Source organism: Pseudomonas helvetica (assembly GCF_039908645.1).
Classification (GTDB): Bacteria; Pseudomonadota; Gammaproteobacteria; order Pseudomonadales; family Pseudomonadaceae; genus Aquipseudomonas; species Aquipseudomonas helvetica.
Window position 1 is genome coordinate 1139960 of record NZ_CP150917.1, and the last position, 21270, is coordinate 1161229.

19 protein-coding genes and 1 pseudogene are annotated in these 21270 nt (G+C 61.3%); 11 read left to right on the forward strand and 9 right to left on the reverse strand.

The annotated features are described in order from the left end of the window. Nucleotides 1–6: 6 nt before the first annotated feature. Nucleotides 7–810 carry an IclR family transcriptional regulator gene (locus AABM55_RS05095; protein ID WP_347928978.1) on the reverse strand — a complete coding sequence of 268 codons (804 nt, stop codon included), beginning with the start codon at nucleotides 808–810 and terminating at the stop codon, nucleotides 7–9. A 165-nt stretch (nucleotides 811–975) separates the two neighbouring features. Here AABM55_RS05095 and hmgA point away from each other — a divergent pair, with 165 nt between their 5' ends. The 3 genes from hmgA to maiA are packed head-to-tail and all read left to right on the forward strand — an operon-like array spanning nucleotide 976 to nucleotide 4236. Further along, complete coding sequence (gene hmgA / locus AABM55_RS05100; protein ID WP_347928979.1) at nucleotides 976–2280, forward strand: homogentisate 1,2-dioxygenase; 1305 nt, start codon at nucleotides 976–978, stop codon at nucleotides 2278–2280. 3 nt (nucleotides 2281–2283) lie between these two features. Then, on the forward strand, nucleotides 2284–3588 hold the full coding sequence (fahA, locus tag AABM55_RS05105; RefSeq protein ID WP_054595752.1) for a fumarylacetoacetase: 1305 nt from the start codon (nucleotides 2284–2286) through the stop codon (nucleotides 3586–3588). Nucleotides 3589–3600: 12 nt separating this feature from the next. Further along, a complete protein-coding gene (maiA, locus tag AABM55_RS05110) occupies nucleotides 3601–4236 on the forward strand; it encodes a maleylacetoacetate isomerase (protein ID WP_103318145.1) in 636 nt (211 codons plus the stop codon). A gap of 175 nt (nucleotides 4237–4411) precedes the next feature. Here maiA and AABM55_RS05115 read toward each other — a convergent pair whose 3' ends face one another. Beyond that, nucleotides 4412–5215, reverse strand: coding sequence for a SirB1 family protein (locus tag AABM55_RS05115; RefSeq protein ID WP_054595754.1), 804 nt, complete (start codon nucleotides 5213–5215; stop codon nucleotides 4412–4414). 184 nt (nucleotides 5216–5399) lie between these two features. Between AABM55_RS05115 and AABM55_RS05120 the strand changes: the two genes are divergently transcribed. From AABM55_RS05120 to AABM55_RS05135, 4 genes are all read left to right on the forward strand, one after another. Beyond that, nucleotides 5400–6419, forward strand: coding sequence for a Glu/Leu/Phe/Val dehydrogenase dimerization domain-containing protein (locus AABM55_RS05120; RefSeq protein ID WP_054595755.1), 1020 nt, complete (start codon nucleotides 5400–5402; stop codon nucleotides 6417–6419). 101 nt (nucleotides 6420–6520) lie between these two features. Beyond that, nucleotides 6521–7618, forward strand: a complete 1098-nt coding sequence (gene pdhA, locus AABM55_RS05125; RefSeq protein ID WP_347928980.1) for a pyruvate dehydrogenase (acetyl-transferring) E1 component subunit alpha — start codon at nucleotides 6521–6523, stop codon at nucleotides 7616–7618. Then, a complete protein-coding gene (locus AABM55_RS05130; protein ID WP_054595757.1) occupies nucleotides 7611–8597 on the forward strand; it encodes an alpha-ketoacid dehydrogenase subunit beta in 987 nt (328 codons plus the stop codon). The genes pdhA and AABM55_RS05130 overlap by 8 nt, the downstream gene beginning before the upstream one ends. Nucleotides 8598–8625: 28 nt before the next feature. Then, nucleotides 8626–9735: a dihydrolipoamide acetyltransferase family protein gene (locus AABM55_RS05135; protein WP_347928981.1), complete on the forward strand. Its 1110-nt coding sequence runs from the start codon at nucleotides 8626–8628 to the stop codon at nucleotides 9733–9735. Nucleotides 9736–9898: 163 nt separating this feature from the next. Here the strand turns inward: AABM55_RS05135 and AABM55_RS05140 are convergent. The 5 genes and pseudogenes from AABM55_RS05140 to AABM55_RS05160 form a co-directional block, all read right to left on the reverse strand. Next, nucleotides 9899–10138: pseudogene (locus AABM55_RS05140) on the reverse strand (YebG family protein); the annotation flags it as partial. A gap of 384 nt (nucleotides 10139–10522) precedes the next feature. Beyond that, nucleotides 10523–11227, reverse strand: a complete 705-nt coding sequence (locus tag AABM55_RS05145) for a hypothetical protein (protein ID WP_054595759.1) — start codon at nucleotides 11225–11227, stop codon at nucleotides 10523–10525. A 281-nt stretch (nucleotides 11228–11508) separates the two neighbouring features. Continuing rightward, nucleotides 11509–12021 (reverse strand): hypothetical protein, encoded by a 513-nt coding sequence (locus AABM55_RS05150; protein WP_347928982.1) that lies wholly within the window; start codon nucleotides 12019–12021, stop codon nucleotides 11509–11511. 90 nt (nucleotides 12022–12111) lie between these two features. After that, nucleotides 12112–13638: a HAMP domain-containing sensor histidine kinase gene (locus AABM55_RS05155; RefSeq protein ID WP_347928983.1), complete on the reverse strand. Its 1527-nt coding sequence runs from the start codon at nucleotides 13636–13638 to the stop codon at nucleotides 12112–12114. Further along, nucleotides 13635–14351 carry a response regulator transcription factor gene (locus AABM55_RS05160; protein WP_054595762.1) on the reverse strand — a complete coding sequence of 239 codons (717 nt, stop codon included), beginning with the start codon at nucleotides 14349–14351 and terminating at the stop codon, nucleotides 13635–13637. The genes AABM55_RS05155 and AABM55_RS05160 overlap by 4 nt, the downstream gene beginning before the upstream one ends. Nucleotides 14352–14503: 152 nt before the next feature. On the opposite strand from AABM55_RS05160, the gene msrB reads away from it, so the two are divergent. From msrB to msrA, 3 genes are all read left to right on the forward strand, one after another. Then, nucleotides 14504–15022: a peptide-methionine (R)-S-oxide reductase MsrB gene (gene msrB, locus AABM55_RS05165; RefSeq protein ID WP_347928984.1), complete on the forward strand. Its 519-nt coding sequence runs from the start codon at nucleotides 14504–14506 to the stop codon at nucleotides 15020–15022. 44 nt (nucleotides 15023–15066) lie between these two features. After that, a complete protein-coding gene (locus AABM55_RS05170; RefSeq protein WP_347928985.1) occupies nucleotides 15067–16878 on the forward strand; it encodes a cytochrome c biogenesis protein DipZ in 1812 nt (603 codons plus the stop codon). A gap of 218 nt (nucleotides 16879–17096) precedes the next feature. Further along, nucleotides 17097–17804: a peptide-methionine (S)-S-oxide reductase MsrA gene (msrA, locus tag AABM55_RS05175; RefSeq protein ID WP_054595765.1), complete on the forward strand. Its 708-nt coding sequence runs from the start codon at nucleotides 17097–17099 to the stop codon at nucleotides 17802–17804. 7 nt (nucleotides 17805–17811) lie between these two features. Here the strand turns inward: msrA and AABM55_RS05180 are convergent, their stop codons facing one another. Together AABM55_RS05180 and AABM55_RS05185 are read right to left on the reverse strand one after the other, a co-directional pair. Next, nucleotides 17812–18825, reverse strand: a complete 1014-nt coding sequence (locus AABM55_RS05180; protein WP_347928986.1) for a diguanylate cyclase — start codon at nucleotides 18823–18825, stop codon at nucleotides 17812–17814. 131 nt (nucleotides 18826–18956) lie between these two features. Continuing rightward, a complete protein-coding gene (locus AABM55_RS05185) occupies nucleotides 18957–19865 on the reverse strand; it encodes a LysR family transcriptional regulator (protein WP_347928987.1) in 909 nt (302 codons plus the stop codon). Nucleotides 19866–19967: 102 nt separating this feature from the next. Between AABM55_RS05185 and AABM55_RS05190 the strand changes: the two genes are divergently transcribed. Next, nucleotides 19968–21143, forward strand: a complete 1176-nt coding sequence (locus tag AABM55_RS05190) for an aspartate aminotransferase family protein (protein WP_054595768.1) — start codon at nucleotides 19968–19970, stop codon at nucleotides 21141–21143. Nucleotides 21144–21270: the final 127 nt, after the last annotated feature.

The window sequence follows — 21270 nt, forward strand, 5'->3', positions numbered from 1 at the left end:
TACAATTTAACCGGCGACGCTGGGCTCGTAGCCCATCCGCCAACTCACGGCCCGGGTCGCCGCCAGCAATCGCTGCGCCGCCGGGCCGTTTTCGTCGGCGTGGAACAACGACGTCGGGCCGACGATGGTCAGCACTGCCGCCACCTGGCCGACGGCATTGAACACTGGAGCCGAGAGCGCATCGACTCCCGGCATCAGCAAACCATGCACATGATGCAGGCCGCGTTCGCGGATCTGTTCACACAAGGTCGCGTAGACCTGGTCATCGGCCAGCGGATGGGCCGCCATTGCCTGCACTTCCAGTTCGCGTAACTCAACGGTTTCGCGGTTCGGCAAAAAAGCGCTGAACACCAGGCCGGTGGATGAGCTGAGCAGCGGCAAGACCGAACCCAGTTGCGTCACCACCGTCACTGCACGCACCGCCGGTTCGATATGCACCACGGTTGCGCCCTGGTTGCCCCATACCGCGAGGAAGCAGGTTTCGTTCAGGTCGTCGCGTAACTCGGCGAGTGGCAGGGCGGCGACTTTCAGCACGTCCATACTGTTTAAAGCGGCCAGGCCGACGCGCAAGGCTTCGCGGCCGAGACCGTAATGATTGGTGGCGGCGTTTTGCTCGGCAAAGCCGCTGGCGATCAACGCCTGTAAATAGCGATGAACCTTGCTCGCTGGCATCTGCACGTGTTCGGCCAAGCGCGACAACGATGTCGATGGCGACAACTCGGCCAAGGCCTTGAGGATGTCGGTGCCGACCTCGGCCGAGCGGACTTTTTGTTTACCGCTGTCGGCGGTGCTGCTACGCGGCTTTTCCATGGAGGCGGTGTGATCCCGGGACGAATGGGCGTCTTTATAGCTTGACGGTCAATACCAATCAAATTACGTTATGCGTAATCGAATTACGATAAAAATAACCTGGGCGTGCCGAGACTTCTGAAAGGGAGCCACAGGCCACGGCCTACTCCCTGTTCAGGAGGCTCCATGAACCTTGATTCAACGGCGCCAGCGCTGGTTTACCAGTCAGGTTTCGGCAACGAATTCAGCAGCGAAGCGTTGCCCGGCGCACTGCCCGTCGGCCAGAACTCCCCGCAAAAAGCCCCGTACGGTCTCTACACCGAACTGTTCTCCGGTACTGCGTTCACCATGGCGCGCAGTGAAGCGCGACGCACCTGGATGTACCGTATTCAGCCGTCGGCCAATCACCCGGCGTTCGTTAAACTGGAGCGGCAATTGGCTGGCGGACCGCTGGGCGACGTGACGCCCAACCGCTTGCGCTGGAACCCGTTGGAGATCCCTGGCGAACCGACCGATTTCATCGACGGCCTGGTGTGCATGGCGGCCAACTCGGGTTCGGAGAAACCGGCCGGGATCAGTATTTATCACTACCGCGCCAATCGCTCGATGGAGCGGGTGTTCTTCAACGCCGATGGCGAGTGGTTGCTGGTGCCGGAGCAGGGGCGGTTGCGCATCGCCACCGAACTCGGGGTGCTGGAACTGGAACCGCTGGAAATTGCCGTGCTGCCGCGCGGTTTGAAGTTCCGCATCGAATTGCTCGACCCGCAAGCCCGTGGCTACCTGGCCGAGAACCACGGCGCGCCGCTGCGCCTGCCGGACCTCGGGCCGATTGGCAGTAACGGTCTGGCCAATCCACGGGACTTCCTGACTCCGGTCGCGCACTACGAAGACCTCAAGCAACCGACCACCCTGGTACAGAAATTCCTCGGTGAGTTGTGGGGCTGCGAGCTCGACCATTCGCCGCTGAACGTGGTCGCCTGGCACGGTAATAATGTGCCGTACAAATATGACCTGCGCCGCTTCAACACCCTCGGCACGGTTAGCTTCGATCATCCGGACCCGTCGATCTTCACCGTGCTGACGTCGCCGACCAGCGTCCACGGTCTGGCCAACCTCGATTTCGTGATCTTCCCGCCGCGCTGGATGGTGGCCGAAAACACCTTCCGTCCACCGTGGTTCCACCGCAACCTGATGAACGAATTCATGGGCCTGATCCAGGGCTCCTACGACGCCAAGGCCGAAGGTTTCCTGCCGGGTGGCGCGTCGTTGCACAGCTGCATGAGCGCTCACGGGCCGGACGGTGAAACCTGCACCAAGGCGATCAATGCCGAACTGGCGCCGAGCAAAATCGACAACACCATGGCCTTCATGTTCGAGACCAGCCAGGTGTTGCGCCCAAGCCGCTTTGCCCTTGATTGCCCGCAACTGCAAAACAACTACGATGCATGCTGGGCCTCGCTGCCCGTCACATTCAATCCGAACCGGAGATAACCCATGACTCAGACCACCCCCACTCGTAGCTGGGTTGCCTCCGCCAACGGTCACACTGACTTCCCGCTGCAGAACCTGCCGCTGGGCGTGTTCAGCACCAAGGGTTCGGCGCCGCGCAGCGGTGTGGCGATTGGCGAGCATATTTTCGACCTGGAAGCGGCGCTCGAAGCAGGTCTGTTCGACGGTGCTGCGCGTGCAGCCGTCGAAGCCACCCGTGGCGGTCAGCTGAACGCGTTTTTCGACCTCGGGCGTGGCGCCCGCGTGGCCCTGCGTGAGCGTCTGCTGGAGCTGTTCACCGAAGGCAGCACCCTGCGCGGCAAGATCGAAGCCCAAGGCGCAAAACTGTTGCCATTGGCCGCCGATTGCCAGATGCACCTGCCAGCCAAGATCAATGACTACACCGACTTCTACGTCGGCATCGAGCACGCGCAAAACGTCGGCAAACTGTTCCGCCCGGACAACCCGCTGCTGCCGAACTATAAGTATGTGCCGATTGGCTACCACGGCCGTGCATCGACCATTCGCCCATCCGGCACCGACGTGCGTCGCCCGAAAGGCCAGACCCTGCCCGCCGGTCAGACCGAGCCAACGTTTGGCCCGTGCGCGCGGCTGGACTATGAACTGGAACTCGGCATCTGGATCGGCCAGGGCAATGAAATGGGCGACTCGATTGCCATCGGCGACGCCGCCGAGCACATCGCCGGTTTTTGCCTGCTGAATGACTGGTCGGCGCGCGACATCCAGGCCTGGGAATACCAGCCACTGGGGCCGTTCCTGTCGAAAAGCTTCATTACCAGCATCTCGCCATGGGTCGTCACCGCTGAAGCATTGGAGCCGTTCCGCCGTGCCCAACCGGCGCGTCCAGAGGGCGATCCGCAACCGCTGCCGTACCTGTTCGACAAACGCGATCAGGCCGCGGGTGCCTTCGATATCGAACTGGAAGTGCTGCTGCTCACCGAAGCCATGCGCGAACAAAACCTGCCAGCCCATCGCCTGACGCTGAGCAACACTCAATACATGTACTGGACCGTGGCGCAAATGGTTGCGCACCACAGCGTCAACGGGTGCCAGTTGCAGGCCGGTGACCTGTTCGGTTCGGGCACCTTGTCGGGGCCGGAAAACGGTCAGTTCGGCAGCCTGCTGGAAATCACCGAAGGCGGTAAAAAGCCGATCGAGCTGGCTTCGGGCGAGGTGCGCAAGTTCCTTGAAGACGGCGACGAAATCATCCTGCGCGCACGCTGCAGCCGTGACGGTTTCGCCTCCATTGGTTTCGGTGAATGCCGCGGCAAAATCCTGCCGGCACGTTAAGAGGTTCAGGCCATGGAACTCTTTACCTACTACCGTTCGACGTCGTCCTTTCGGGTGCGCATTGCCCTGGCACTCAAAGGGCTGGAGTACCAGGCGCTGCCGATCAACCTGATCGCGCCGCAAGGTGGCGAACACCAGCAACCGGCGTATTTGCATATCAACCCGCAAGGCCGGGTGCCAGCCTTGCGTACCGATGAAGGCGAGTTGCTGATCCAGTCCCCGGCGATCATCGAGTACCTGGAGGAGCGTTATCCACAGGTGCCGCTGCTGTCCAAAGACCTGGCCAGGCGCGCGCATGAGCGTGGGGTGGCGGCGTTGATCGGTTGCGACATTCATCCGCTGCACAACGTCAGCGTGCTCAATCAACTGCGCCAACTCGGTCACGATGAGCCGCAGGTGGTGCACTGGATCGGCCACTGGATTACTCAGGGGCTGGCGGCGGTCGAGCACTTGATTGGCGACGAGGGGTACTGTTTCGGCAGCGCGCCGGGGTTGGCGGATGTCTACCTGATCCCGCAGTTGTACGCGGCCGAGCGGTTCAACATTTCCCTTGAGGCGTATCCACGGATTCGCCGGGTCGCGGCGCTGGCAGCGCAGCATCCGGCCTTCATCAAGGCCCACCCGGCGAATCAGCCCGATACCCCATAGCTGAGTGGACACTGATTGTTCCTGTGGCGAGGGAGCTTGCTCCCGCTGGAGTGCGAAGCGCTCCAAAAACAGGCAGTAACACTGTTTCTGAAGGATCTCATTCGCCGGTTTTGGGGCTGCTGCGCAGCCCAGCGGGAGCAAGCTCCCTCGCCACAGGAATGCAGTGGTTAAAGGGTTAATGCACGATGGCGTTAGGTGGCAAATGCCCCAATCGTTCGGTCAGGCGGATGCGCTGGATCGGGTCGTCGGTGAGCAACAAGGCATGCTCCAGGTCGAAACGCTCGGCGTTGGGGCATTCCAGCCGTTGATAGAGGCTGGCGCGGGCCAGGTAGTCGCTGACGCAAGCGTTGCCGAGTTCCAGCACCCGCTCGGCATCGATCAGCGCGTCGATGTTGTCGTCGTTGGTTAAATGCAACTGGCGCAAATTGCGCGACAGTCGCTGGAGCATCTGGACCGGTTCGCTGGTAAGCAGATGCTCGGCGTTGAGCTGCATGTTCGGACCGTACTGGCGCTGCAGCAACTCGCGGCAGTCGTTGGGGTACAAGCGCCGACCGCCACACGGGTCGAGCAAATGATCGGCACCCGGCACCCGCAACAGAAAATGCCCGGGAAAATTCACCCCGACCATTGGGATCTCCAGCCGTCGGGCCAGCTCCAGCGCGATCAAACCGAGGGCCAGCGGTTGTCCGCGCCGGCGTTCCAGCACCTTGTTGAGCAGCGCCGCCTGCGGGCGCAGCGGGATGGACTCGTCCTGTCGATAACCCATGTCATTGAGTCGCCGCAACAACGGTTGGGCCAATTCGCTGACCGGCAACATGGGTAAACCGGCACTGACCCGTTGTTGCAGGTCCTTGAATTGCTCCAGCAGTACCTCGGGCTTCACCTGTGGATCGTGTTCGGCAGCGATCCACAGCGCCGCTTCGAAGAGCGCCGGTGGCGAGCGTTGCAGACAAGCGAAAAAAGCGTGGCGCGGGTTCATCAAAATCTCCGGCGGATGCCTCGTTTTAGCCCCGTCTCAGGCATTCGTCCAGTGCTCTACACATGCGGTTGCAGGTTATGTCTTAAAGGCTGTAAAACCGCTTCTGCTTATTCCGGTGCGCTTCAGCAATTTTCAGCCGCAGGCCTATACTGGCGACTACAAGAAGTGATTCGGGAGCCCTACGATGTTCGCTCTCATGCAAAGCACTCGCCTTGAATCGCTGCACCTGAGCGTTGACCCGGTGACCGGGTTGAAGGCGGTGATCGCCATTCATTGCAGCCGTTTGGGTCCCGCCCTTGGTGGCTGCCGTTACCTTGCCTATCCCGACGATGAAAGCGCCGTGGTGGATGCTGCGCGCCTGGCGCAAGGCATGAGTTACAAGGCCGCGCTGGCCGGGCTGGCGCAGGGTGGCGGGGTGGCGGTGATCGTTCGTCCGCCCCATGTCGAAAGCCGCGCAGCCTTGTTCGAGGCCTTCGGCCGCGTTGTCGAACAGCTCGACGGTCGCTACATCACGGCCATCGACAGCGGTACTTCGGTCGCCGACATGGATTGCATTGCCCAGACAACCCAGCATGTCACTAGCACCACCGCCGCCGGCGATCCGGCGCCGCATGCCGCCATGGGGGTGTTCGCCGGTATTCGCGCCACGGCCATGGCCCGCTTGGGCAGTGACAACCTCGAAGGCCTGCGGGTGGCGGTCCAGGGGTTGGGCAATGTCGGTTTTGCCCTCGCCGAGCAACTGCATGCCGCCGGGGCTGAATTGCTGGTCAGCGACATCGACGCCGGCAAGGTACAACTGGCCATCGAACAGTTGGGCGCCCGTCCGATTGCCAACGAATCGCTGCTCAGCACCCCGTGCGACATTCTCGCGCCTTGTGGGCTGGGCGGCGTGCTCAACAGCCACAGCGTTGCGCAATTGCGCTGCGCCGCAGTGGCCGGTTCGGCCAACAATCAGCTGACCAACCTGCTGGTGGCCGACCAGTTGGAAAACCGCGGCATTCTGTATGCGCCGGACTACGTGATCAATTCCGGCGGGTTGATTTATGTATCGCTCAAACACCGTGGCGAGGCGTTGTCGAACATCACCGCGCACCTCTCGAAAATCAGCTCGCGGCTGACTGAAGTCTTCGCCCATGCCCAGGCTGAAAAACGCTCGCCGGCCCGGGTGGCGGATGAGCTGGCAGAGAAAGTGCTGTACCGATGACGGAGTGAGGGCCTTACCCGGTCGACTTGCTCCCTGAGCCTGGCGCCACAAGCATCAGGCCCGACAACGGCACGCTGACCCGGCGTGCAAGGAGCCGTTTCATGCCTCGTAACAAGGTCGACCTTCCCTATACCCGTTATTTATCCCCCGACGGCCAGGCATTGAGCGAACTTCCCGCCTGGGCCGACGACTTCAATCTGCTGACCCGCCTCTACCGGCAAATGGTCCTGACCCGTCTCTTCGATCAAAAAGCCGTCGCCCTGCAACGCACCGGGCGCATCGGCACTTACGCGCCGACCCTCGGCCAGGAAGCGATCGGCGTGGCCGTCGGCAGCCTGATGCATCCTGAGGACGTGCTGATCCCGTATTACCGCGACACTGGCGTGCAATTGATGCGCGGGGTGCGCATGGAAGAGATTTTGCTGTACTGGGGCGGCGATGAGCGCGGCAGCGACTTTGCCGAGCCGGCGGCGGTCGAGGACTTCCCGATCTGCGTGCCGATCGCCACCCAGGCGCTGCACGCGTGCGGAGTCGCCAGTGCATTCAAGATTCGTGGCGAGCACCGGGTGGCGGTGACCACCTGCGGCGATGGTGCCACCAGCAAGGGCGACTTTCTTGAGGCCTTGAACGTCGCGGGGGCCTGGCAGTTGCCGGTGGTGTTCGTGATCAACAACAACCAGTGGGCGATCTCGGTGCCTCGGCGGATTCAATGCGCGGCGCCGACCCTGGCACAGAAGGCGATCGGCGCCGGTTTCCACGGTGAGCAAGTCGATGGCAACGACATAATCGCAGTCTACGACCGGGTGCAAATCGCCCTCGAGCGCGCGCGTCACGGTAAAGGTCCGGTGTTGCTGGAGTGCGTGAGTTACCGCCTCGGCGATCACACCACCGCAGACGACGCGACCCGCTATCGCCCGGCCGAAGAGGTCAAACAGGCCTGGCTTGAAGAACCGGTAAAACGCTTGCAACGTTATCTGGCCGGGCAGGGCGTGTGGGACGAAGGGCGTGAACAGGCGCTGATTGCCGAATGTCAGGCGCTGGTGCAGGGCGCTGTGGATAACTTCGATGCGGCTGGCCAACAGTCAGCTGAATCGGTGATCGATCACGTTTATGCCCAGTGGCCGGCGGCTTTGGCCGAGCAGCGCGAGTGGTTGCTCGAACGCGCGGCGCGCCGAGCAGGAGGGCCCGCCCATGAGTAACGGCAAAGTCACGCTGCTGGAGGCGATCAACCTGGCGTTGCATCGAGCGATGCGCGAGGACGAAAACGTGATTGTGCTCGGTGAGGACGTTGGCGTGAACGGCGGTGTGTTTCGCGCCACGCTAGGATTGCGCGACAGCTTTGGCTTCAAGCGGGTGATCGATACGCCGCTGGCCGAAACCATGCTCGGCGGGCTGGTGATCGGCATGGCGGCCCAAGGTTTGAAACCGGTGCTGGAAATCCAGTTCATGGGCTTCATCTACGCGGCCATGGAGCACCTGGTGTCGCACGCCAGCCGCATGCGCAATCGCACGCGCGGGCGGATCACTTGCCCGATGGTGCTGCGCACACCGATGGGCGCGGGCATTCGTGCGCCGGAACATCACAGTGAAAGCACCGAGGCGCTGTTTGCGCATATCCCAGGGTTACGCGTGGTGATTCCTTCGTCACCGGCGCGGGCTTATGGGCTACTGCTGGCGGCCATCGATGACCCGGACCCGGTGATCTTTCTCGAACCGACGCGGCTCTACCGAATGAACCCGCAACCGTTGATCGACGATGGCAAACGCCTGCCGCTCGATACCTGCTTCACCTTGCGTGAAGGCAGCGATATCACCCTGATCAGCTGGGGCGCCAGCGTCATGGAAACCTTGCAGGCGGCCGATGCGCTGGCGGAACAAGGGATTTCGGCCGAGGTGATCGATGTCGCGAGCATCAAGCCGCTGGACCTCGACACGCTGGAGGCCTCGGTGCGCAAGACCGGCCGTTGCGTGATCGTCCATGAAGCGCCACGAACCTGTGGCGTCGGCGCGGAAATCGCCGCCAGCCTCTATGAACGTGCGTTGCTGGATTTGCAGGCGCCGATTCTGCGGGTCACCGCGCCGGACATTCCGCCACCGCTGTATCGGCAAGAGTTGCTGTACATGCCCAACGTCGAAGACATCCTTCACGCCTGCGACAGCGTGCTGCACCACTTCTAAAGAGGCGCCTGAGGCCCGGGAGGCTGCAATGAAATATTTCAAACTGCCTGACTTGGGCGAAGGGCTTCAAGAAGCGGAAATCGTCGAATGGCACGTCAAGGTCGGCGATACGGTGAAGGCCGATCAACTGTTGGTTTCGGTGGAAACTGCCAAGGCCCTGGTGGATATTCCCGCACCTTACGACGGTGTGGTGGCGAAAACCTTCGGCGGTGAAGGTGACATCCTGCACGTCGGCGAGCCCTTGCTGGGGTATGAAGGCGAGGCGGATGCCGGCACGGTGGTGGGGCGGCTTGAAGGCGGTGGCAGCCATCAGGACGATCAGTTTTTCGTTGGCGCCGCGCCCTCGACCCGTGAACACATGAGTCCTCGCGCAACCCCGGCGGTGCGGCAACTGGCCCGGCAACTGGGCGTCGAGTTGACTGGGCTGAGCGGGTCCGGCCCCGATGGGCTGATCACCCGCAGCGACGTGGAAAGTGCCTCGCAAACCGCGCGCGACAAATTTGGCGGGGAGAAGCTGCGCGGGGTGCGCCGCAGCATGGCGCAAAACATGGCCAGGTCCCACGCGGAGGTGGTGCCGGTGACCATCTACGCCGATGCCGACCTGCATCGCTGGGGCCGTGCCCGCGATCCGTTGATCCGTTTGGCCAAGGCCATGGCGGCTGCCTGTGCCGTGGAGCCGATGCTCAACAGTGGCTTTGATGGCAAGTCCTTGTCGATCAAGCACCACGACGCCCTGAATCTGGGCATTGCCGTCGACACCCCCGATGGTTTGTTCGTGCCGGTGTTGCGCGATGTGGGTAATCGCTCGTTAGATGATTTGAAAGAAGGCATCACCCGCTTGCGCGCCGACGTGCAGGCGCGTTCGATCCCGGCCAAGGAAATGATGGGCGCGACCCTGACCTTGTCGAACTTCGGCACCATGTTCGGGCGCTATGCCAACCCGGTAGTCGTACCGCCGCAAGTAGCAATTCTTGCCGCCGGAGCCATTCGTGACGAGCCAGTGGCAATGGACGGCAAGGTGCTGGTGCACCCGATACTGCCGCTGTCGCTGACCTTCGATCACCGGGTGGTGACGGGAGGGGAAGCGGCACGGTTCTTCAAGGTGTTGGTCGAGGCACTGGAACAACCGGACAGTTGAAACGCGGGCATGAAAAAGGCCCTGAGTCAGTGACTCAGGGCCTATTCAATTCGGGCGTTGCTTACTTCGCGGGCTTAGCCGATTTTGCGGGTTTGGCAGGTTCCGCTGGCTCGGCTGGTTCCGTTGGCTCTGCAGGTGCAGCGGCTGCAACCGGCACGTTGAGCAATTCGGACAGGGCGTCCGGCTGGCTCTTGAACGCCTTGGCGAACACATCGCGGTTTTTCGCCATGTAGATCCCGGCTTCTTCCACCTGTTGCTCGGTCAGCGACGGAACCGCTTTTTGCAACACTTCAGCCAGCAATTCGGCCAGTTCGAGCATTTTGTCATGACGGTCAGCTTCGGCTTTATCCATGAACAAGCGCTCCAGATCTCGGCTGCTGCGGTATACCACTTCGACGGCCATTCACCACCTCACATGCCTTCACGATAGTTGTCTTTTGCGACTACTGTATTTATATACAGCCAAAAGGATAAGCGAATCCCTGCGCTTTGGGTAGTGGCTTTTTAATGTAGACCGGATTCAGGATTTGTCAGGCGGAGCGAGTGGCCCAATCGCTGGTAATAGCTCCCGTTACTGCCGTAGCAGCTGTCGAGCCTGCGAGGCTGCGTCCGGCCGCAAAGCGGTCGTAAAATCAGGCAATGCGTTCTTTCAGGCGAACCGCGTATCCAGGATTTGCGAGGACTGCGCCCGATCGCGGTCCGCCTCTGACGCAGCCTCGCAGGCTCGACAGCTGCTACGGCAATAACGGGAGTTACGGCAATAACGAGAGTTAGGCGCAGGCCGTGGTTACTGTGCCGCGATGCTGTAGCCGTCGAACGCCGTCTGCTGTTGCAGGGCGGTGACGATGGCTTTGCGGGTGGCCGGTTGTTCGGTACCGGCATTGTCGATGAAGGTCTCGCTGGCAAGCTCTGCCTCGTCGCCTTCACCCACAAAGGTGAAACCGAGGAATTCGAAGGCTTCACGGTCGACGTACGGTTTGGAGCGCGGATTGCGCAGCGGCAGGCTGACGCTGACACCGTCCTTGCTGATGCTGAACACTTCGATTTCTTTCTTGGCGCGGGCTGCTTTGCTCTTGCCGGCGCTTGGGTTGCTGATGGCCTGATGGGTCTGGTTCAGCACTTTCAGCGCCAGGCCGTAGACCAGCTCCTGAAAGTCTGGGTCATCCTTGAAGCTCGACAGAATCCGGCTGATCGGGAACTTGCTGCTCAGGTCTTCCAGGGCTGCGATATCGGCGGCCTCGGCGTCCTTGAGTTGTTTGAGTTCGCCCATCAGTTCGTAGGCTTTGTCGTCGTCGAAGCGGTCGTGAGCCTGGCGGATGGCCGCGCGAAGCTCGCGAATCTGGTCGCTTTCTTTCGAGGTGTGGAAGGCGTCCAGGACCATCTCGCTGATGGTTTTGGCCTGCGGCACGTGTTGTGAAAGATTGATGGAGTTTTCGTATTCCGCTTTGGACGACAAGGTGATTACGGATTCAGCGGTGTTGGAATCTGGCATTGAAAATTCACTACTTCTTTAAACAGAATTTGAGACGAGAACGGCATCGGCGTTTTCGGGTCGCTTAATCTATTGGACCGCTGCGATGTTGTCACGGACCAACGGACGATCAGGGCAACACAGCGACCGATGTGACCGCAACAGCGGCCAATCGTTGCGCAAAAAAAGCCCCGCGTTCGATTCGAAGGCGGGGCTGGCAGTCCGGCGGGCATTGGGTATTCAGTTCATTTCGGCGACCAGCACTTCAACCATGGCCTTGGCGATAAAGCGTGGGTTGTTTTTTAACCAGCGGGAGCGCTTTTGAGTGCCCGCAGCGTCATCAACTCGCGGTACAGCGTGATTGCCCGACCGCAAAAGAGCCCGAGCGTAAACCCCGAGGCGATACCGGTGAGTGCCAGCATCTGCACACTGGCCGAGTGCTCCGGGTGAACGGCGGATTGATAGCCGATGAAGTACTTCACCGCAAAGAACAGCAGAGAGATGTAGAGAATTTTCCAGGTGCCGGGAACGATCAGGTCTTTACCGTCGCTGTCCAGCGTCAGGCCATGGCGCGAGAACAACGCAATCGCCGCCAGACTGCCCAGAGCGATACCGGCGAGCCAGCTGCCCAGCGCCAACTCGGGTTGTTCGTGGTAGTTCAGTGAAAAGAATGACCAGAGCGTCAGGATGCCCGGTGTGATGAACAGGGACCGTTTGCTTTCGCGGCTGGGCGTCCTGGCCCTGAGCCCGTAATAACAGATCAACAGGAAAACCCCGTAGACCCACAGCGGTGTGCCTTGCAGGATATCGAGCATCAGCGGATACCTGCGCGGGGTTGAGGCGGGGTGGTTTGGTAAAACATGGTCAGCGTCCTTGCTTGAGTCAATGTCAGGGAGGCTAGTGGATTATCGCTGGGGCGAATTCAGATTCATCGAACGAACCGCCAACGTGCTCGCCGTTTCCTCATCCACCGGCAGCGAAAAACGGAAGGTCGCGCCTTGTCCTGGCACATCGAGCAAGTGAATCTCGCGGCCATGCAGCTGCAGAATCCGGTGCACGATGCGTAATCCCAAACCACCGTCGCGGCGTGCGCCACCAATGTTGAAGGGCCGCAGGAACAAGCCCTCGCGCAGTTCTGTGGCGATGCCCGGGCCGCTGTCGCTGACGGTGATCTCGACGAACTTGCCTTGCGGGGCAAGGCTGATGTCGATTTCCCCACCATCGGGCGTGTGGCGCAAGGCGTTGTCGAACAGGTTGGTCAGCACGCGCTCGATCAACCCAAGGTCGGCGCAGACCGCCGAGACATTCGGTGCGAAGCTTGCCTTGAGCTGCACGTGTCGGGCTTCGGCGGTCAGCTCGAATTTTTGAAAGATGTCCTGCACCAGATCGGTCAGGGAAAAACGCTCCAGCACCGGTTGGACGAAGCCGTGTTCCAGGCGCACCAGTTCCAGCAATGACTGCGCCAGGCCGCCGACCTTGCGGCTCTGGTCGAGGGCGATGCCCAGATAGCGGCGGCGCTCGGCCGGGGTCAGGCTGGCGTCTTTCAACGACAGGGTTTCGAGGTAGCCATGCAGCGATGCCAGCGGTGTGCGCAGGTCGTGGGAGATATTGGCGACCAGCTCGCGGCGCTCCTGATCCTGGCGGGTCAGGGAACGCCATTGTTCGCCCAGGCGTTTTTGCATCTGCCGGAAGGCGGCATCGAGCACGGCGATTTCGTCCTGAGTGGCGAGGTTCTCCGCTGGACCTGAGGGCGCCGGCGAGGGCGGGGCGACCGGTACGCCGTCAATGTCGAAATGCGCGACCGTGTCGGTCAAGCGGCGTAGCGGCCGGGTGATCAGGGTAAACGCCGTGAGACCGGCGATCAGGCACAGCAATGCGACCATCCCGATCGACCACAGTGCGGTGTTCAGCGCGGCGCTGGTGGCGCCGCGTTCGGCGTAGCGGTCATGTTCTTCGCTGAGCAGCACCACGTAGAGATAGCCGACCTGCTGACCGTTGACCTTGAGCGGTGCGGCGCTGAACACCTTGCATCCGTCGATGCTGCGCGGGTCGTCGCCGAGAATCGGCAGGGCTTCACCGTTGAGCAGGCGCCGCACGGGCGCCAGATCGACCTGCTCGCGACGCAGGTGGCCTTCGGGCGCCGCATTGCCGACCACCCGGCCGCTGCTGTCGAGCAGGTACACCTCGACGCTCGGGTTCACCAGCATCAACTGGCTGAACAACTCGCGCAGTGCATCGGGTTTCAGGCCATTGGCGTCCATCAACTGGGTGTCGTGGGCGATGTGCTGCGCCAGATCCCGGGACAAGCCTTGCACCACTTCCAGCTCATGCATGTGGTTGGAGCGCACTTGCATCCACACCGACGTGCCGCTGCACACCAACAGCAGCAGGGCGAACACCGCCGACAGGCGCTGGGTGAGTGTCAGTCTCATGGCTGCTCCTGCGCCGGGGCGAATTTATAGCCACGGCCCCACACCGTGAGAATCCGCACCGGTTGCGCCGGGTCGGTTTCGATCTTGGAGCGCAGACGATTGATGTGAGTGTTGACGGTGTGCTCGTAGCCTTCGTGGCTGTAACCCCAGACGGCGTTCAGCAGGTCCATGCGCGAGAAGACCTTGCCCGGCTGCCGGGCGAAAAAGTACAGCAGGTCGAACTCGCGTGGGGTGAGGTCCAGGCGCTTGCCGTCGAGTGACACGTCGCGGGTGATCGGGTCGATGAACAGCCCGTCGCAGGTCAAGCTGCCAGCGTCCATTTTCAGGTTGCGGGCCATGGCGTCGACCCGTCGCAGCAGGGCCTTGACCCGCGCCACCAGCTCAAGCATCGAAAACGGTTTGGCCAGGTAATCGTCGGCGCCCAGCTCCAGGCCAAGAATGCGGTGCATTTCGCTCGACCGGGCGCTGGTGATGATGATCGGGGTGTAACGGGCCATGGCGCGGGCGCGGCGGCAGATTTCCAGGCCGTCGACGCCCGGCAGCATCAGGTCGAGGATCAGCGCATCCCAACTGCCTTGCTCGAGCAGGCGCAAGCCTTCGTTGCCATCGGCGCTGTGCACGACCTCGAAGTGTTCGTCGCGCAGGTGCAGGCAGATCAGGTCGGCGATGTGTTTGTCGTCCTCGACCACCAGGACGCGTTTGGGTTGATCCATTGGGACTTAATCCTGTTGCGCAGTGCACGTATTGTGCGGGGTTTTCCCTCGGCGAGTTATCACGAATTGTTTAACTCCACGTGAGGATTTGGCGATCACCTCAAGCCTAGGCTGTGTTCCATGTCATCCACGGCGGATTTAGGGAGAGGGCCATGTTTTCACGGCGACAGATTCTTCTAACGGGCGGCGGGCTGGGCCTTGCGGCGCTGGTTGCCGGTGTATTGCCAAAAATGACCGGAGGCTCGCTGCTGATCAGCGAGGCGAGCGCTGCCGAGACCTTTGAGGTCACCCATAGCGATGCCGAGTGGCACAAGCTGCTCAGCGCCGAGCAGTACGAAATCCTGCGCGAAGAGGGCACCGAACGGGCCTATTCCAGCGCACTGAACAATGAACACCGCGACGGTATCTTCGCTTGCGCCGGGTGCGATCTGGCGCTGTTTTCATCGAAAACCAAATTCGACAGCCATACCGGTTGGCCGAGTTTCTGGGCGCCCCTGGAGCATGCCGTCGCGACCCGCGAAGACCGCTCGTTCGGCGTGCTGCGCGAAGAAGTTCACTGTCGACGCTGCGGGGGGCATTTGGGCCATGTGTTCAACGACGGGCCAAAACCGACCGGTCTACGCTACTGCATGAACGGTCTGGCGATGACCTTCAAGCCGCAAACGGCCTGACACCATGGGCAGGTTCTTTCCTTCACTTCATACAGGTCCTTGTTATGTGGCTTCTGGTCCTCGCTTATCTCGGTGGTGTGCTGACGATTCTCAGCCCGTGCATTCTGCCGGTACTGCCGTTTGTCTTCGCTCGCACCGGGCAGCCGTTTATCAAGAGTGGCTTGCCGCTGTTGGCGGGGATGGCGCTGACCTTCGCGCTCGTCGCCTCGTTGGCGGCGGTGGGCGGCGGTTGGGTGGTGCAACTCAATCAGTACGGTCGCTGGCTCGCGTTGCTGTTCGTAGCACTGTTCGGGCTGACGCTGTTGCTGCCACAACTCGCCGAACGGCTGACGCGTCCACTGGTGGCCGCCGGCAGTCGACTGTCGGAAGCGGCGGGCGCCGATGCCCGGCCGCGTCCCGCTGCTTCGTTGCTGATCGGCGTCGCCACGGGCCTGCTTTGGGCACCGTGCGCCGGGCCGATTCTCGGGCTGGTGCTGACCGGCGCGGCGCTGCAAGGGGCAAGCATCGGCACCACCTTGCTGTTGCTGGCCTACGCGTTGGGCGCCGCCACTTCCCTCGCGGTCGCCTTGCTGCTGGGCGGTAAAGTCTTCGCGGCGATGAAGCGTTCGATCGGTGCCGGCGAATGGCTGCGCCGTGGTCTTGGTGCGGCGATGCTGGCGGGTGTGGCCGCCATCGCCCTGGGCCTGGACACCGGGATTCTGGCGCGGGTGTCGACCGCGTCCACTGGTGGGCTTGAACAGGCGCTGGTCGGTCGACTGGCAGGTAAATCACCGGCCAACAGCGGGGCGATGATGGCGCAGATTCCGCCGTCCGCCGACGATCAACCAGGCTCAGCCATGATGGCCGCCGGTGGTGCGATGAAAGTGGCCGCCAACGCTCCCGCGCCGCTGCCCGTCGAAGGTAACCTGCCGTCGTTGGACGGTGCGGTGCAGTGGCTCAACTCGCCGCCGCTCAGCGCTCAAGCGTTGAAGGGGAAAGTGGTGTTGGTGGATTTCTGGACCTACTCCTGCATTAACTGTCTGCGCACCTTGCCGTACGTCAAAGCCTGGGCCGAGAAATATCGCGATCAGGGCCTGGTGGTGATCGGTGTGCACGCGCCGGAGTTTGCCTTCGAACGGGATGTGGGCAATGTGACCAAGGCCATGAAGAATCTGGGTATCAATTACCCGGTGGCCATCGATAACGACTACCGGATCTGGCGGGCTTTCAACAACGAATACTGGCCGGCGCACTATTTTGCCGACGCTCAGGGACGCATTCGTTACCACCATTTTGGCGAGGGCAACTACGCCGAATCGGAACGGGTGATCCAGCAGCTGTTGCGTGAAGCCGGTGCGGCGAAAGTCGCCGATGGCCTGATCGACGCCAGCGCCCAAGGCGTGCAACAGGCACCGGACATGAACGAAGTGCGTTCGCCGGAAACCTACGTCGGCTACCAGCGTTTGGAACATTTCGTACCTGAGGCGAGCCTCGCGCCCGACAAGGTTGCCGCCTACAGCGCACCCGCGACGTTGGCGCTGAATGACTGGACGCTGGACGGTCACTGGAACGTCGGTTCGGAGCGCGCCACCTCGGCGGCCCCGGCCAGCCGCATCGTTTACCGCTTCCACGCCCGCGACCTGCACCTGGTGCTGGGCCCCGGTGCCGACGGCAAACCGGTGCGCTTCAAAGTCATGATCGACGGCAAGGCCCCGGGCGATGCCCACGGCACCGACGTCGCTCCGGATGGCAGCGGCAGTGTGACCGAACAACGCCTCTACCAATTGGTGCGCCAACCCGGCGACGTGGCAGATCGGACCTTCAGCATCGAGTTCCTTGACCCGGGCGTGTCGGCGTATGCGTTTACCTTTGGTTGATGAACATTCAGTTGCCCAGAGCGTGCACTGATTACTGTGGCGAGGGAGCTTGCTCCCGCTGGAGCGCGTAGCGATCCCAAAACCATTGACCGGGATGCATCAGATACACCGCATTAACTTAATTACGACGGCTTCGCCGCCGAGCGGGAGCAAGCTCCCTCGCCACGGGTGTTGTGCTCGCCACATTACTCAGAGTTGTTTATGCAGGAGTCGTCATCATGAAAACCCGATTTACCTGGCGCCAGACCCTGCTCGGGCTGACCGTCGCTGCAGTTGCAGGTCAATGCATGGCTTTTTCATTCGGCGCTGCCGAGGACGCGGTTGCCATTGCGCCGCCAGCCGTGGATGAAACGCCCAAGACCAACAGCGAGACGGCGGTGTTCGCCGGTGGTTGCTTCTGGGGCGTTCAAGGCGTGTTCCAGCATGTCAAAGGCGTCAAGAATGCGCTCTCCGGTTACGCCGGAGGTGCTGCGAACACCGCGCAATACGAGCGTGTCAGCGAGGGGGATACCGGCCATGCGGAATCCGTTCAGGTCACTTTCGATCCTGCTCAGGTGAGCTACGGCACCTTGCTACAAATCTACTTCTCGGTCGCTCACAACCCCACCGAGCTCAATCGCCAGGGCCCGGACACCGGAACCCAATATCGCTCGGCGATCTTTGTCGAAAGTGCCGAGCAACAAAAAGTCGCCCAAGCCTACATCGCACAGCTCGATGCCGCACATGCCTTCAACAAACCGATCGTGACCAAACTCGAAACCTACAACGGCTTCTACCCGGCAGAGGCCTACCATCAGAACTTCCTGACGGAGCATCCGACGTATCCCTACATCGTGATCAACGACCTGCCGAAAGTGGCACAACTCAAACAGCTGTACCCGGAGCGGTATCAGGAGAAACCGGTGTTGGTGAAGACCGGTATGTAGTGCTGGATCAACCGGAAATCATGTTCTTGCCGATGATCTTCGAGCGATACAACGCCTGATCCGCCCGAGCCAGCAGGCCGGTTTGTTGTTCGTCTTCAAAGCGTTGCGCCACGCCGAAGCTCATCGTGACCTGGAAGTCGCCCACCGGTGGCAGGCTCGACAGCTCAAGGCGGATATTTTCAGCGAGGGCGCGTGCGGTGGCCGCGGTGCTGTTGGGCAGGATCACGATGAACTCGTCGCCGCCCCAACGGGCCAGCAAGTCACCCTCGCGCACGCAGCGTTTGACGCTTTCGACCACGTGCACCAACGCCGCGTCGCCCAAGGCATGGCCGTAATGGTCGTTGATATTTTTGAAGTCATCGATGTCCATGGCGATCAGCGACAGCGGCTGACGAAAACGCTGGGAACGCTCGCATTCCAGTGGCAAGGCTTTTTCCAGGAGATAGCGGTTGGCGATCCCGGTCAGGGTGTCGCTTTCTGCCAGTTTACGGTTCTCGTCCAGCTGCGCCTGTAACTGCTGATTGAGCAGAGACAACTCGCGGGTCCGTTCCTCGACCATCGCTTCGAGGGAGTGATTGCGCCGTTCGAGTTGCTCGAGCAGACGCTTCTTGTCTTCAATGCAGCGGCTCGCCCCGATCATTCGCGCCACTGAGCCATCGCTGTTACGTGCGATCACATGACCGCGATCTTCGATCCAGATATAGCGGCCATCCCGCCTGCGGCAACGGTACTCGGTTTGATAGCGGGGCGAGCGCTGATGCAGGTGAGCATCGAATTGCAGCATCACCTGCTGGTAATCGTCGGGATGGATCGCGTTCTCCCAGGCCAGCACGTTGTTCTCAAGTGCATGAGGCGCGTAGCCGAGCATGTCGTACCAACCGCGATTGCGGTAGACAAACCCGGTGTTGGCGTTCCAGTCCCAGATCCCGTCGCTGACCAGTTCCAGAATCGCGTGCAGCATGTCTTCATTCAAATCAGTCAGGCTGACCTTCAACGGCTCGATACTGGACAACTCAACCATCACCGCTCTCCCTGCTGCCCTGATCTTCAAGTGGCCGGCCAGTCGTACAGACTAACTCATGGCGCGTTGACACTGTAGCGCCGGAAATCAAGGGATAGAAGCCTCTTACGTAGTAATAATGGCGTGCGCGATCAGTTCTGTTTACCCCATGTCTGCAACGCAAACTCGACAAAACTGCGCAGCTTCGGCAAACGGTATCGGTCCTGCGCGTAGATCAGATTCATCGGGCGACGGGGCAGTTGATAGTCCTGCATCAGGGCCACCAGTTTCCCTTCCTGAAGGTCTTGATCCACCAGTGCATCCGGCAGCATCACCACACCCATCCCAGTGCGCGCCGCCTGGTGCAGGCCCGATGAACTATTGATCAGCATCGGGCCGCTCACCGCCACGACGATCTCCCCGTCAGGGCCGCTCAGGCGCCACTGTTTTTCCACCGAGCGCCATTCATCGCCCGCCGGGTAGGCAAAGGCCAGGCAGTCGTGATCGGCCAGCTCCTCCGGTTTTTGCGGTGTGCCACGGCGTGCCAGATACGCCGGCGAGGCACACATGGTCAGCGTGTAGTCCTCCAGTGGCCGGGCGATCAGGTTGGGCGGTTCGGTATTACCCAGGCGAATCGCCACGTCAAAACCGTTGTCCAGCAGATCAAGACGTTGATTGGTCAACACCACATCCAGCTTGACCTGTGGGCAGCGCTGCACGAATTCACTCAAGGCCGGCGCCAGGCGTTCCGTGCCAAAGGTCAGCGGGGCGGTAATGCGCAACGTTCCGCTGGGTTCGCCCTGGGTTTGTTCGGCCAGCCGCTCGGAGTCGGCCACCAGCCCCAATACCTCAAGGCAGCGTTGATAGTAGGTCGAGCCAAATTCGGTCAAGCGCTGACGCCGTGTCGTACGGTGCAGCAAACTGACGCCGAGACGTTGCTCCAGCGCTCGCAGGTGATTGCCGACCATGGTGGTCGACATTTCGCACTCCAGAGCGGCGGCGGTCATGCTGCCAGCCTCGACCACCTTCACGTAAACCGACATCGCCAGCAGTAAGTCCATTATCAAGCCCAGCTTTAAAATGATTGAAGTGTTTCGGCGTTTATCCAGCTCAGGTGGCTAACGATACTGCAAAAACACTGACCAATGATGGAGCTTGATGTCATGACCGCCGCCTGCCTGATGACCACGTATCAACCCCTGGCCTTGAGCTTTACCAGAGGGTTGGGCACACGCCTGTGGGATCAGGCTGGTCGTGAATACCTGGATGCGGTGGCGGGCGTGGCCGTGACCAATGTCGGCCACTCGCACCCGAAGGTGGTCAGCGCCATCAGCGAACAGGCCGGCCTGTTGCTGCACACGTCCAACCTGTACAGCATCGACTGGCAGCAACGGTTGGCGCACAAGCTGACGCAGTTGTCGGGGCTCGACCGGGTGTTTTTCAACAACTCCGGCGCCGAGGCCAATGAAACCGCGCTGAAACTGGCCCGGCTGTACGGTTGGCACAAAGGTGTCGAGCAGCCGTTGGTTGTGGTCATGGAGAACGCCTTTCATGGCCGCACGCTGGGCACCTTGTCTGCCAGCGATGGTCCTGCGGTGCGTTTGGGGTTTCAGGAGCTACCGGGGGATTTCATCAAAGTGCCGTTCGGCGATCTCGCCGCACTGGATAAGGCGCACCAGACTCATGGCCAGCGCATCGTGGCGGTTTTGATGGAGCCGATTCAGGGCGAGAGCGGTGTGCAACTCGCGCTGCCCGGCTACCTGAAAGCCCTGCGCGAATTGTGCAATCGGCGCAACTGGCTGCTGATGCTCGACGAGATCCAGACCGGTATCGGCCGTACCGGGCAATGGTTCGCCTTTCAACACGAAGGTATCGTCCCGGACGTCATGACCTTGGCCAAAGGCCTGGGCAACGGCGTCCCGATCGGCGCTTGCCTGGCTCGCGGCAAAGCCGCCGAACTCTTCACTCCGGGCAGCCACGGCAGCACCTTTGGCGGAAACCCGCTGGCGTGTCGGGTGGGCTGCACCGTGCTGGAAATCATCGAAGAACAAGGTTTGCTGGAAAACGCCAAGCGTCAGGGCGAACGCCTGCTTGCACGCTTGCACGCCGAGCTCGATGGCAGCCCGCAGGTGCTGGCGATCCGTGGCCAAGGCTTGATGATCGGCATCGAACTGGCCCGGCCCATTCGCGACCTGACCCTGATCGCCGCGCGGGACCACGGGTTGCTGATCAACGTGACACGGGGCAAGACCATCCGCTTGCTGCCACCGCTGACCATTGATGAGCGCGAGGTGGAGATGATTGTGCGGGGGGTAGGGCGGGTGGTGAGAGGGGATTAACCAACTCCATCTTTGTTTACGGCAGGCGGTATTTCAGAGTGTTTTTGAAATACCACCTGCCGGCACTCGTCTTTTACGTCCTTCACTGCGCGCAAGTTGCAGATTGAGGCTATGAGACGTTCAGAGT